Annotated in this window: 10 protein-coding genes; 3 read left to right on the top strand and 7 right to left on the bottom strand. The window is 73.2% G+C overall.

Annotated features, from left to right (window positions below; genetic code table 11):
- Window positions 1-122: 122 nt before the first annotated feature.
- Window positions 123-1073 carry a 2-hydroxyacid dehydrogenase gene (locus ABT354_RS09275; protein ID WP_351491054.1) on the bottom strand — a complete coding sequence of 317 codons (951 nt, stop codon included), beginning with the start codon at window positions 1071-1073 and terminating at the stop codon, window positions 123-125.
- Between the two features lie 281 nt (window positions 1074-1354).
- Here ABT354_RS09275 and ABT354_RS09270 point away from each other — a divergent pair, with 281 nt between their 5' ends.
- The 3 genes from ABT354_RS09270 to ABT354_RS09260 all read left to right on the top strand — a co-directional run bounded on the left by ABT354_RS09270 (window position 1355) and on the right by ABT354_RS09260 (window position 4046).
- Complete coding sequence (locus ABT354_RS09270; protein ID WP_351491052.1) at window positions 1355-2398, top strand: aldo/keto reductase; 1044 nt, start codon at window positions 1355-1357, stop codon at window positions 2396-2398.
- A gap of 168 nt (window positions 2399-2566) precedes the next feature.
- A complete protein-coding gene (locus ABT354_RS09265; RefSeq protein ID WP_351491050.1) occupies window positions 2567-3766 on the top strand; it encodes a PQQ-dependent sugar dehydrogenase in 1200 nt (399 codons plus the stop codon).
- 16 nt (window positions 3767-3782) lie between these two features.
- Complete coding sequence (locus tag ABT354_RS09260; RefSeq protein WP_351491048.1) at window positions 3783-4046, top strand: DUF6191 domain-containing protein; 264 nt, start codon at window positions 3783-3785, stop codon at window positions 4044-4046.
- A gap of 50 nt (window positions 4047-4096) precedes the next feature.
- On the opposite strand, the gene ABT354_RS09255 is transcribed toward ABT354_RS09260, so the two are convergent.
- The 6 genes from ABT354_RS09255 to gatB form a co-directional block, all read right to left on the bottom strand.
- On the bottom strand, window positions 4097-7195 hold the full coding sequence (locus ABT354_RS09255; RefSeq protein ID WP_351491046.1) for a helix-turn-helix transcriptional regulator: 3099 nt from the start codon (window positions 7193-7195) through the stop codon (window positions 4097-4099).
- Window positions 7196-7254: 59 nt separating this feature from the next.
- Entirely contained in the window at window positions 7255-7428 is a 174-nt protein-coding gene (locus ABT354_RS09250; RefSeq protein ID WP_351491044.1) for a hypothetical protein, read from the bottom strand.
- Between the two features lie 367 nt (window positions 7429-7795).
- Window positions 7796-8455: a phage holin family protein gene (locus ABT354_RS09245; RefSeq protein WP_351491042.1), complete on the bottom strand. Its 660-nt coding sequence runs from the start codon at window positions 8453-8455 to the stop codon at window positions 7796-7798.
- Window positions 8456-8530: 75 nt separating this feature from the next.
- Window positions 8531-9103 (bottom strand): GNAT family N-acetyltransferase, encoded by a 573-nt coding sequence (locus tag ABT354_RS09240; RefSeq protein WP_351491040.1) that lies wholly within the window; start codon window positions 9101-9103, stop codon window positions 8531-8533.
- 107 nt (window positions 9104-9210) lie between these two features.
- Window positions 9211-11487 (bottom strand): MMPL family transporter, encoded by a 2277-nt coding sequence (locus tag ABT354_RS09235; RefSeq protein ID WP_351491038.1) that lies wholly within the window; start codon window positions 11485-11487, stop codon window positions 9211-9213.
- A gap of 251 nt (window positions 11488-11738) precedes the next feature.
- Window positions 11739-13250: an Asp-tRNA(Asn)/Glu-tRNA(Gln) amidotransferase subunit GatB gene (gene gatB / locus ABT354_RS09230; protein ID WP_351491035.1), complete on the bottom strand. Its 1512-nt coding sequence runs from the start codon at window positions 13248-13250 to the stop codon at window positions 11739-11741.

The raw sequence follows: 13250 nt of genomic DNA, 5'->3' as shown, positions 1-13250 counted from the left end.
CGAAACGCCCAGCGATCGGATGACTTCGCAGAGTTTCCGGATGTGACGACATGACGGCGGAGTGGCGCCGTCATGTCGGCGGTACGTCCGGGGTGCGTCCAGGGGTCGGGGAAGGGCCGGTGCTAGGCGGTGGTGAGGACGACATGGGCGAGCGGCCCGCCGTCCGCGAAGCGCCGGAGCTGATCCCTCAGCAGTCGGTGGGCACGCGGCATGAACGCCGAAGTGGAGCCGCCGACATGGGGACTGATCAGCACTCCAGGGGCGTGCCACAGCGGGTGACCGGAAGGCAGCGGCTCGGGATCGGTCACATCGAGCGCGGCGGTGATCCGGCCGGTCTCCAGCTCGGCGAGGAGTGCGTCGGTGTCCACCACGGCCCCCCGGGCGACATTCACCAGCAGCGCCCCGTCCTTCATCCGGGCCAGGAAATCGGAGCTGACCAGGGAGCGCGTCGAGTCGGTCAACGGGGTCGAAAGGATCACCACATCGGCTTCCGGGAGCAGAGAGGGCATTTCGCTCAGTGCGTGCACCTCCCCGTGCGCCGTGGCACGGGCGGAGCGCGCGACGCGCACAACCCGCGCACACTCGAACGGAATCAGGCGTTCCTCGATGGCCGCGCCGATCGCCCCGTACCCCACGATGAGCACCGACTTGTCGGCGAGGGCGGGGTAGAAGCCGGCCCGCCACTCCTCGGCGTCCTGGCCGCGGACGAACCCGGGGATCCCGCGCAGGGCGGCGAGGGTCAGCGTGAGGGCCAGCTCGGCGGTGGACGCCTCGTGGACCCCCCGGGCGTTGCAGAGGCGTACGCCGGAGTGGAGCGTTCCGAGCGCCGGTACGACATGGTCGGTGCCTGCGGAGAGTGTCTGAATCACCCGGAGGGAGGTCATCCCGGGCAAGGGGCGTACCGCGACCGCCGGCCCTCTGAGGTACGGGACACCGTAGAAGGCACAGTCCGCCGGGTCCGCCGGGAACTCCTGGGCGCCGTCCCAGAAGAGATAGCGGAAGCCGGACTCCTCGGGGGTGGGCAGCCCCTCGATGCTGTCGGGCGGGAGCGGAAGCCATATGTCGGTCGTCATGACCACGAGGCTAGTGCTGTGACCGGAAACGTTCACCGGCCCGCGACGCCCACAGCACTAGGGCCTCTCGTTTGGATCTTCCCGACCACCTTGTCGGGCGCCTTGACGGGCGCCTTGACGGGCGCCTTGACGTGACCGGGCGGGATGGGGCGGATCGGGCGGAAGTGCCGTCGCGGCGGGGCCGGGGCCGGGGCGCCTGTCGTGACGGGGGGCGGGGCGTGCGGAAAGGGGTGCTCCGCATTGGTTAGTTTGGTGGACGGCCAACGGAGGGGTACGGGCAGGTGGAGCGCAGGACACTCGGTGCGTCGGCTCTGGAAGTGGGCGCGATCGGGCTCGGCTGTATGCCGATGAGCTGGGCGTACACCTCCTCCCAGCAACGCGGGGAACAATCGGTGCGCACCGTGCACGCGGCGCTGGACGCCGGGGTCACCCTGCTGGACACCGCGGATATGTACGGTCCCTTCACCAATGAGCTGTTGATCGGCCGGGTGTTGCGGGAACGGCGGCGGGACGCCTTTGTGTCGACCAAGGTCGGGCTGCTCGTGGGGGACGGGCATGTGGTGGCCAATGGGCGCCCCGGCTATGTGCGCCGGGCGTGCGACGCCTCGCTCAGACGGTTGCAGACCGATGTGATCGACCTCTATCAGCTGCATCGCGCCGATCCCGAGGTGCCGGTGGAGGAGACCTGGGGCGCCATGGCGGAGCTGGTCGGCGCGGGGAAGGTGCGGGCGCTCGGGGTGTGTGCGATGGGCGCGCGTGCGGTGGGAGCGCGCGGGGCGGGCGCCCGGGGGTCCCGGCGCGAGCGGGAGCGGGGCCGTCCGGGTGATCTGTACGACGGAACGATCCGCCAACTGGACCGGCTCCAGCAGGTGTTCCCGGTGGGCGCGGTCCAGGCGGAGCTGTCGGTCTGGTCGGCCCAGGCGCTGGAACGGCTGCTGCCGTGGTGCGAGGCGCGCGGTGTGGGTTTTCTGGCGGGGATGCCGCTGGGGAGCGGCTTTCTGAGCGGGACGCTGAAGCCGGGGCAGGGGTTCGAGCCGGATGACATCCGGGCGCGGCACCCCCGTTTCACGGCGGAGATGATGGCGGCGAACCAGCCGCTGGTGGCGGGGTTGCGGCGGATCGCGGCCCGGCACGGGGCGGGGTGGACCCCGGCACAGGTGGCGCTGGCGTGGGTGCTGGGGCGCGGCCGGAATGTGGTCGCGGTGCCGGGGGCCAAACGGGTGGAGTGGGCGGTGGAGAACGCGGCGGCGGCACGGCTGGGGCTGTCGCCGCGTGATGTGTGGGAGATCGAGGGGCTGCCGGCGGCACGGGGCTCCTGGGACTGAGGCCACGGGCTTCCGGGGTTGCGTCCCGGGTACGGCCGATCGGGGGCGGCGGTGGATCCCGGGGAACGGGAACCTCACGGGATCGGGAACCTCAGGGAGGCGGGGGGCGTAACAAGGTCGGGGCCCCCGCCGGGGCCTGCGGACCTGGCACGGAAGGGGATCGGCGCGATGCAGCGACCTGGTGCGGTGGCGGTGGTGACGGCCGTGGTGGCCCTGGTGGCCACCGGATGCTCCTCGGACGGCGGCGGGGAGGCACCGCCCTGGCCCGGGATGGAGTCCTCGTCCCCGGCGCGCGGAGCCTCACCCTCCGGATCCGGTTCCGGTACGGGGTCGGCGGCGGCGAAGGATCCGGCGACGCCCGCCCCGCCGCCCGCGAAGGGGTCGGTGACGGTGGAGTCGACCCTCACCGAGGATCTGGAGTCGCCCTGGGGCGTGACCGCGCTGCCGGAGGGGGATCTGCTGGTCGCCTCGCGCGACCGGGGCACGATCGTCCGGGTCTCCGCCAAGGACGGGAAGAAGACCGAGGTCGGCGAGGTGCCCGGGGTGTCGCCGGGGGGCGAGGGCGGACTGCTGGGGCTGGCGCTCTCCCCCCGCTTCGCCTCGGACCGGCAGGTGTACGCGTATCTCACCACCCAGTCGGACAACCGGGTCGTGCGGATGCGGTACGACGAGCGCAAGTCCGCCGGGCGGCGGCTGAGCGCCCCCGACACGGTGCTGCGGGGCATCCCCAAGGGAGTGATCCACAACGGCGGGCGGATCGCCTTCGGCCCGGACAAGATGCTCTACATCGGCACCGGCGAGATCGGGGAGACCGGGCTCGCCCAGGACCCGAAGTCGCTGGGCGGCAAGATCCTCCGGATGACCCCGGAGGGGGAGCCGGCCCCGGACAACCCGGAGCCGGGGTCGCTGGTCTACTCGCTGGGCCACCGCAATGTGCAGGGGCTGGCCTGGGACGCCCAAGGGCGGCTCTGGGCGGCGGAGTTCGGACAGAACACCTGGGACGAGCTGAATCTCGTCCGGCCGGGGAAGAACTACGGCTGGCCGGAGGTGGAGGGCAAGGGCGACGACCCCCGCTATGTGAACCCGGTGGCCCAGTGGCGGACGAGCGAGGCGTCGCCCAGCGGGATCGCCTGGGCCGAGGGCTCGATCTGGATGGCCGGGCTGCGGGGCGAGCGGCTCTGGCGAATTCCCCTCGACGGGGCGGAACTCTCGGCGGAGCCCCAGCCGTTCCTCCAGAAGAAGCACGGACGGCTGCGGACGGTGGTGGCGGCGGGCGACTCCTCGCTCTGGCTGGTGACGAGCGAGACGGACACCCGGGGCACCCCGAAGGCGGGCGACGACAGGATCCTGCGGCTGCGGGTGACCTAGCGAGTTCGGGGGACCCATGTTCGGCGGAATCGAGGAGATCTTCACCCCGGGGAGCCGCCATCTGGCGGACGAGCGCAATCGACTGGAGCTGACCAGGGAGGACGCGGGGAGCGCCGACCCCTGCCGAGGCCCCATCGACCTGACCTCGGGGGTGGTGCTGCTGCGGCGGGACACCCTGCCCCTGCCGCCGGGCGACGGCCCCGAGGGCGAGCCCGGCAACGACACCGCCGACACCCCCGACAGCACTGCCGACAGCACCGAGGCGATACCGGCGCCCTGAACAGGGGCCGGTGGGTCAGTGGTCGGCGGCGGCGGGCGGCCGACGGAGGGTCAGGCGGCTGGGACGGGGTCGTTCCCCGGAGCGAGAGGCGGGAAGAGACGGAGCCGGTGGGCCAGGGCGGCGGCCTCGCCCCGGCCGGAGACTCCGAGTTTGGCGAGGATATTGGAGACATGGACGCTCGCCGTCTTCGGGGAGATGTAGAGCGCCTCGGCTATCTGGCGGTTGCTGCGGCCCGCCGCGACCAGGCGCAGCACATCCTCCTCGCGCGGGGTCAGCCCGAGTGCCGCGCCGGGCTGTGCGGAGACCGAGGGGGTACGGTCGGCCGCGCCCTGGCCACGGGCGGTACGGGCCGGGCGGTCGGTGAGGGCGAGCCGGGCGCTCTGGGCGATCAGCGCGATGTCCTCGGTGAGCGGCCGGTCGCCCACCGCGCGGGCGGTGGTGTCGGCGTGGCGCAGCAGCTCGGTGGCGTGCTCCCGGTCCGAGGGGAGCAGGCTGTGGGCCCAGCGGGTGCGGACCATGGCGCGCTCGCGGGGGAAGGAGTCCTCCGGGAAGAGGGCGTCGGTCTCCGCCCAGTCGGTGGGGGTGTCCGCACCGGTGGCGCGGCGCAGCTCGGCGGAGACCCAGTGCTGATGGGCGCGCCACACCGGCACGGTCGCGGCGAGCGGGCGGACGGTGGTGCGGATGAACTCCAGGGCGTCCTCGCGGCCGGGGGCGGCGGCGGGCAGGCCCCGGGTGTCGGCCTCCAGGGTCGCGGCGGCGCGGACCAGCGGCCAGGCATGGCGATGGGCCGAGGGCGGCAGTCCGCTGCCCACGGCACGGGCGAACTCGGCGCGGGCGTCGGCCACCCGGCCCTCGGCAGCGGCGAGTCCATGGGCGACACAGGCGATGGGGAGAAAGGACTGGGGCATGGGGTCATAGGTGCCGAAGTGGGTGCGGGCGGTCTCCAGATGGCGGGCGGCGGCGGCCGTGTCGCCCCGGGCGAGGAAGACCAGGGCGAGCTGGACGGCGGCGAACCCCCGGGGCTTGGGGCTGAGGGCCTTGCGCAGGGCGCTCCCGGCGGCGGTGACGGCCTCGTCCCAGCGGCCGAGGGAGTAGAGGGACTCGGCGAGGTTGCCGAGGATCCAGGCCTCGGAGTCCACCAGGCCGTAGTGGTGCATCTGTCCGATGCCCTCGGTCATCAGGGTGACGGCCTCCTCGGAGCGGCCGAGGCCTTCGAGTACGGCGGGGAGGTTCACATGAACACGGCCGATGAGGGTCGGCAGGCCGAGGTGGACGACGCGTTCCCGGACGGCGTGCATCTCGGCGAGCCCGGTGGCGACATCGCCGGCATCGGTGGTGAGGACCCCGCGGATGAAGCGGGCCTTCAGCTCGATCTCCTCCTGGCCCACCATGCGGGCGTAGGAGACGGCGCGTTCGGCGGTCTCCAGGCTGTCGGGGCCGGGGGTGTGCAGCCGCTGCCAGCCGACCACCTCGGCCAGGACCTCGGCGTGCACGGCGGACGGCGGGAGGCCGCGTACCAGATTCTGGGCCTCGGCGAGTTCGGCCCAGCCGTCGCCCCGGCCGAGGGCGGAGACCAGCCGGGAGCGCTCGACCGCGAACCATGCCTCGCGGAGCTGGTCGCCTTCTTCCGCGGCCATCCGCTGGCCCCGCTTGGTGATCTTCAGGGCCCGCTCCCGGGCGCTGCTGAGCCGGCCCGCGACGGTGGCCTCGGCCATCAGGTCGAGGAAGCGCAGCGGGGTGTCGGGGTCACAGCCGCAGGCGGGGTAGATCTCGGCGTAGTCCAGGGGGCGCAGCCCGTCCCGGACGGTGTCGGGGGCGGTGTCCCACAGCTCCATCGCCCGCTCCAGGAGCCGGAGCTGTTCGGCGTAGGCATGGCGGAGCCGGGCCTCCACGGAGGCGCGCAGGACGGCGGGGAGGGCCTTGGCGGGGTCCTGGGCGTGGTACCAGTAGCTGGCGAGCCGGGTGGCCCGTTCGTCGGCGCGGACCAGCCGGGGTTCGGCCTCCAGGGCCTCGGCGCAGCGGCGGTTGATCCGGGCGCGTTCGCCGGGGAGGAGGTCGTCGGCGACGGCCTCGCGGGCGAGGGAGTGGCGGAAGCGATAGCCGTCGCCGTCGGCGGTGGCGAGGAGGATGTTGGCGCCGACGGCGGCGCGCAGGGCCTCGATGAGGTCGTCCTCGGGGAGCCGGGCGACGGTGAGCAGCAGGGGGTACTCGACGGTGGAGCCGCCCTCGGCGACGATCCGCGCCACCCGCTGGGCGTTCTCGGGGAGGGCCTCCACCCGGACGAGGAGGATGTCGCGGAGGGAGTCGGGGACGGAGCAGGGGCTGCCCTCGGCGATGCTGCGGGCCAGTTCCTCGACGAAGAAGGCGTTGCCGTCGGAGCGTTCGAAGACCCTGCGGACCAGGGCGGGTTCGGGTTCGCCCGCGAGGATTCCGGCGAGCTGGTGGTGGACCTCGTCCTGGGTGAAGCGGGTCAGTTCGATGCGCTGGACGGTGCGCATCCGGTCGAGTTCGGCGAGGAAGGGGCGGAGCGGGTGGCGGCGGTGGACGTCGTCGGAGCGGTAGGTGGCGACGAGGACGATCCGGCCGCGGTGCAGGGTGCGGTAGAGATAGGCGAGGAGATGGCGGGTGGAGGCGTCCGCCCAGTGGAGGTCCTCCAGGACGAGGACGACGGTGCGGTCGGTGGCGATCCGCTCCAGCAGCCGGGCGGTGAGTTCGAAGAGCCGGGCGATGTCCTCCTCGCCACGTCCGCCGGTGTCCCGGTGGGGGGCGCGTTCGCCGAGTTCGGGCAGGAGCCGGGCGAGTTCGTCCTCCTGGCCCGCTGCGGCGGCGGTCAGTTCGCCGGGGAGCAGGCGGTCGAGGGCGCGCAGCGCGCCCGAGAAGGGGGCGAAGGGGAGTCCGTCCGCGCCGATCTCGACACAGCCGCCGACGGCGACGACGGCGCCCCGGCGGGTGGCCTCGGCGAGCATCTCCTCGATCAGCCGGGTCTTGCCGACCCCGGCCTCGCCCCCGACGAGGAGTGCCTGGGGCTCGCCCCGGCCCTCGGGGCGGGGGGTGTCCACACGGTCGAGCGCGCCGGTGAGCAGGGACAGCTCACCGGCGCGGCCGACGAATACAGGGCTGACGGACCGGGTCTCCACGGTGCCGAGCATCGCACAGCGGTCCGGCGGGGAGCTTTGGGGGCTCCTAGGCTCCATGGCCATCGGGGGGCTCAGGCCGCCGGGGCGTAGCGGTCATGGGGCCGGACCACCGGCCCCTCCGCGTCCTGGGTGCTCCTCCGGCGGGTACCGCGGGCGGCGCGGACCAGGCGGGCCAGCCGGTGGGTGTCGGCCCGCTGGATCAGTTCGGCCTGGCGGACGGGGACGAGGAGGCGGTGCTCGAACACGGGGTGCTCCTGGGTGTCGGAGGGGGCGGCTGGTTGCCGTGGTTCCACTCTCGTGTCCCAGGGGGGTGGCGCACATGGGGAGGGTTACGGATCTTCCCTGCCCGGGGGGCCTTAGATCCGCCGGGCGGGGGTGCGGCGGGGCGGGGCGCCCGTCTGAGGCCCTGCCGCCGGTCTCTGAGGCCCCCTCCCCGGAGGGCCCGGGGCGTAAGGGCCGATGCCCGGGGGCCCGGGGGGGTGCGGGGCCGACGCCCGGGGGCCCGGGGGGTGCGGGGCCGGCGTCCGGGGGTCCGCGGGCCCTAAGGCCCCTCCCCGGGGCCGGGTGGCCGGGGTCCTACGCCCTGGCGTGCGGCCCCGTGTCGGGAGCGGGTCAGGAGCCCGCCTCGGGGATGGCGAGGAAGAGGTCGAAGTACATCCCGGCGGCGAGGAAGAGGCCGATGGCGCCGAGGACGGCGCCGCCGACGGCCAGGGCGCGTACCCAGGCGGGGCGTTCGGGCCGGGTGAGCACCGCGATGCCGACGATCAGGGCGATCAGGGCGAAGATGCCGTTGACGAGGGCGGTGGTGTGCCAGGCGTCGCCGTAGATCGCGGAGATCTGGGCGGCGGGGGTGCTGCCCTGGGCGGTCTCGATCTGGCCGATGAGGGTCTGGCGCTCGGCGGTGATCCGGCCGACCCAGCTGCCGCTGAGGCCGACGACGGCGAGTCCGGCGGAGACGACACCGGCGGCGGCGGAGAGCAGCCCGGAGGAGCCGCTCTCCGCCGACTCCAGGACGTCGTCGTTCTCTTCGTCGCCCTCGGCGTCGTGCTCGTCGTCGCTCGCGTCGGTGCCGTCGGCGTCGGTGCCGGCCGTGGCGTCGGCCTTGTCGGTACCTGCGGTGGCGTCGGTGCCGGTGTTCTCGGTGCTCTCCGTGCTCTTGCTGTTCTCGGTGCTCTTGCTGTTCTCGGTGTTCTCCGAGGCGGTGGCGGTCGGCTCCCCGTCGCGGGGGCCGTCCGCCGGGCCGTCGGTCCTGTCGGTCTTCGTGAGGTCCATGGCGCGCACGCTAGGCGGCCCGTCTGAGAGGGACCTGAGAGCGGGCCGGGCCGGGGTGGCCCCTGGCCTCCCCGGTCAGGAGGAGGCGGCCCGCAGCTCCCGCCACTCGGGGGCGAGGATCGACCAGACCTCCAGGTCATGGCGTTCCCCCCGGTAGAGGTTGGCCTGCCGCAGCACCCCGTCGCGCCGCATCCCCAGCCGCTGGGCCGTACGGATGCTCGGCTCGTTGCGCGCGCCCGCGACCCACTCCACGCGCTGGATACCGCGCTCCTCGACCGCCCAGTCGATGATGACCCCGGCCGCACGGGTGACCAGGCCCCGGCCGATGGCGTCCCGCTCCAGCCAGCAGCCGACCTCGCAGGTGCCCTGGGCGGCGTCGAAGAGCCGGAAGAGCACTCCGCCGACCAGGGTCCCGTCCGCCCAGATGCCGAAGATCCGGCCGCTGTCGGCGGCCTGCTTCTCGGCGTACGCGGTCAGATAGGCGCGGGCCTCCTCGACGGTGCGGTTGACGTCGGGCAGCCCGATGTGGCGGCCGATGAACTCCCGGCCCCGTTCCATATGGGCGAAGAACTCCTCCGCCTGCCAGGGCTCCAGCGGGCGCAGCTCGGCCCGCTCGCCGTCGCCGGTGCCCAGGGGTATCGCGAACATGGTGCTTCTCTCCGTCTGCGTGCCGGCGCGGCCCGCGTATCGCCGTCGTGTGCGTACCGCCGTCGTGTGCGTACCGCCGCCGCTGGGTGCGTACCGCGCCGTGGGTCCTACGGCGCGGCGCTGATCCGGTCGCCGCTGTCATGGACCGGAACGTGCTGTTCCACGATCCTCGCATGCCCCTGGGCGGAGGGCGGCTCCACGGTGATCCTGGGCAGGATCCGGTCCAGGCGCCGGGGCAGCCACCAGTTGGCGCCGCCGAGGAGATGCATCAGGGCGGGGACCAGCAGGGTCCGCAGGACAAAGGCGTCCAGGGCGACGGCGGCGGCCAGCGCGATGCCGAACATGGCGATGATCCGGTCACCGGTGAGGACAAAGGCGAGGAAGACCGAGATCATGATGACGGCGGCGGAGTTGATCACCCGGCCGGTCTCGGCGAGTCCCACCCGTACCGCCCGTCGGTTGTCGCCGGTGGCCAGCCACTCCTCGTACATCCGGCCGACCAGGAAGACCTGGTAGTCCATGGAGAGTCCGAAGAGGACCGAGACCATGATCACGGGCAGGAAGGGTTCGATGGGGCCGGCGGCGCCCAGGCCGAGGAGTTCGCTGCCCCAGCCCCACTGGAAGATCGCGACGACGACCCCGAAGGAGGCGGCGACCGCGGCGATGTTCATCGCGGCGGCCTTCAGGGGTATCGCGAAGGAGCGGAAGGCCAGCAGGAGCAGCAGGGAGCCGAGGCCGATCACCACCCCGACGAACGGCGGCAGCTTGCCGACGATGAGGGCGGCGAAGTCGTCGTAGCCCGCGGTCACCCCGCCGACGTACACCCGCAGTCCCGTGCCGTCACCGGCGGCGGGCAGGACTTCGGCGCGCAGCCGGTCCACCAGGGCGCTGGTCTCCTTCGACTGGGGCGAGGTGGTGGGGACGACGGTGAGCAGGGCGGTGTCGCCCGCGCGGTTGTGGAGGACGGGGCCCGCGGCGGCCACACCGGGGGTGTCGGCGAGCCGGTCGGGCAGCCGTTCCATGGCGCGGCGTTCGGCGGGGCCGTCGATCCGGGCGACCAGGGTGAGGGGGCCGTTGATCCCCGGCCCGAAGCCGCCCCCGGCGCCCCCGGCACCTTCGCCGCCCCCGCCGCCCTTGCCGTCGCCGTCGCCGTACGCGAGCAGGTCATAGGCGGCCCGGGTGGTGGAGCCCGCCGGGTGGTTGCCCTGGTCGGAGGTGCCCAGATGGAGGGAGAGGGCGGGCAGCGCCAGGACGGCCATCAGCACGGCGGCGACCGCGCCCAGGAGCCGGGGGCGGCGCTCCACCACGGCGGACCAGCGGGCGGCGAGGCTGCCGGTGGGCTCCGCCCGGGGCCCGTGGTCGCGCAGCTCACGGCGTTCCCGCCCGCTGAGCGCGCGGAGGCCGATGAAGGAGAGCAGCGCGGGCAGCAGGGTGACCGAGGCGGCCACGGTGAGCACCACGGTGGCGGAGGCGGCGATGGCGACCCCGTCGAGGAAGTCCAGCCGCAGGACCAGCATGCCGAGGAGGGCGATACAGACGGTGGCCCCGGCGAAGACGACCGCGCGGCCGGTGGTGGCGACGGCCTCCCGGGCGGCCTCGGCGACCGGCAGCCCGGCCCGTAGCCCCCGGCGGTGGCGGGTGACGATGAAGAGGGCGTAGTCGATGCCCACACCGAGGCCGATGAGGAGGCCGAGCATCGGGGCGAAGTCGGCGACGGTCATCACCTGCCCGAGGAGCACGGTGGCCGCGTAGGCGGTGCCGACCGAGATCAGGGCGGTGACGATCGGCAGCAGGCTGGCGGCGAGCGAGCCGAAGGCGAGGAAGAGCACCACGGCGGCGACGGCGACGCCGACCATCTCGGCGAGGTGTCCGCCGGGGGTCTGCATCCGGCCGGCGGCGGGGCCGCCGACCTCGACCCGGACCGCCTCGGTGGCGGCGGCGCGGGCGGTGTCGACCACGGCGTCGATCCGCTCGGCGGCGAGGTCGTCGGCGCGCCGGTCATAGGTGACGGTGGCGTAGGCGGTCCGGCCGTCGGGGCTGATCCTGTCCCCGCCACCGGGGCCGTACGGGCCGCTGACGGCGGCCACGGAGGGCAGTTCGGCGACGCGGTCCAGCATCCGTTCCATGCCGGCCCGGACCTCGGGGGCGCGGACGCCGCCGCGTTCGGTGTGCCAGACGACGGTGTCGCTGTCGCCGCCCCGGCCGGGGAAGCCCTTCTCCAGAAGGGCGGCGGCACGGCCGGACTCGGTACCGGGGACGTCGTAGTCGTTGGAGTAGGCGGTGCCCGCGACGGTCGCGGCGAGGGCGGTGCCCGCGCAGACCGTCAGCCACAACAGGACGGTGGCGAGTCGGTGGGTGATGCACCATCGGGCGAGGGCTGCCAACGGACCTGCTCCCTGGGTACTTTGTCGATCTTTACTCGGGAACGGCCCGGTACGAGCAGAACGGCCCGGTAAGAACTGAATGTACGAGCTGCTGAAGAGCACTCTGTCAGTGAATGGAGATCGTTGGCTCGCCGGGCGGTATTTCGTGGGACGGATCACAGCGACCCGGCGCGCCGGAACGGCACCTGGCCCCCGCCCCGGTGGGGGTGGGGGCCAGGTGTCCCATGAGAGGAAGAAGGTGCGGGAAGGCGTCAGCCCTCCGACACTCCCAGCCGCTCCAGGATCAGTTCCTTGACGCGTGCGGCGTCGGCCTGGCCCCGGGTGGCCTTCATGACCGCGCCGACCAGCGCGCCCACGGCCGCCACCTTGCCGCCGCGGATCTTGTCCGCGATGGCCGCGTTCTGGGCGATGGCCTCGTCCACGGCGGTGCCGAGGGCACCCTCGTCCGAGACGACCTTCAGTCCGCGCTTCTCGACCACCGCGTCCGGGTCGCCCTCACCCGCGAGCACGCCCTCGATGACCTGGCGGGCCAGCTTGTCGTTGAGGTCGCCGGAGGAGACCAGCGCGGCGACCCGGGCGACCTGCCCGGGGGTGATGGGCAGCTCGTCCAGCGCACGGCCGGACTCATTGGCGTTACGGGCCAGCTCGCCCATCCACCACTTGCGGGCCTGGTCGGCGGGGGCGCCCTCGGCGGTCGTGGCGACGATCAGGTCGACCGCGCCCGCGTTGAGGATGGACTGCATGTCCAGGGCGGTGATGCCCCACTCCTCCAGCAGCCGGTTGCGGCGCACCCGGGGCAGCTCGGGCAGACCCGACCGCAGCTCCTCGACCCACGCCCGGGCGGGGGCCACCGGCACCAGGTCCGGCTCGGGGAAGTAGCGGTAGTCCTCCGCGTTGTCCTTGATCCGGCCGGAGGTGGTGGAGCCGTCGTCCTCGTGGAAGTGACGGGTCTCCTGGACGATCGTCCCGCCGGACTCCAGGACGGCGGCGTGCCGCTGGACCTCGAACCGGGCGGCCCGCTCGACCGAACGCAGCGAGTTCACGTTCTTGGTCTCGCTGCGGGTGCCGAACGTCGTGGTGCCCTTGGGCATCAGCGAGAGGTTCACATCGCAGCGCATCTGGCCCTTGTCCATCCGCGCCTCGGAGACCCCGAGGGCACGGATCAGCTCGCGCAGCTCGGCGACGTACGCCTTGGCGACCTCGGGGGCCCGCTCGCCCGCACCGGTGATCGGCTTGGTGACGATCTCGATCAGCGGGATACCGGCGCGGTTGTAGTCGAGCAGGGAGTGGGACGCGCCGTGGATACGGCCGGTGGCGCCGCCGACATGGGTCGACTTGCCGGTGTCCTCCTCCATATGGGCGCGCTCGATCTCCACACGGAAGATCTCGCCGTCCTCCAGCTGGACGTCCAGATAGCCGTTGAAGGCGATCGGCTCGTCGTACTGCGAGGTCTGGAAGTTCTTCGGCATGTCCGGATAGAAGTAGTTCTTCCGGGCGAAGCGGCACCACTCGGCGATCTCGCAGTTCAGCGCGAGACCGATCTTGATGGCCGACTCGATCCCGATCGCGTTGACGACGGGAAGGGAGCCGGGCAGACCCAGACAGGTGGGACAGGTCTGCGTATTGGGCTCGGCGCCCAGCTCGGTGGAGCAGCCGCAGAACATCTTGGTCCGGGTACCGAGTTCGACATGGACCTCCAGGCCCATGACGGGGTCGTAGCCGGCGAGAGCCGCCTCGTACGACACCAGTTCAGTGACGGTCAC

It is taken from the genome of Streptomyces sp. NPDC000594, assembly GCF_040299965.1.
GTDB lineage: Bacteria > Actinomycetota > Actinomycetes > Streptomycetales > Streptomycetaceae > Streptomyces.
This window is presented reverse-complemented; position numbering and strand designations above follow the sequence as displayed.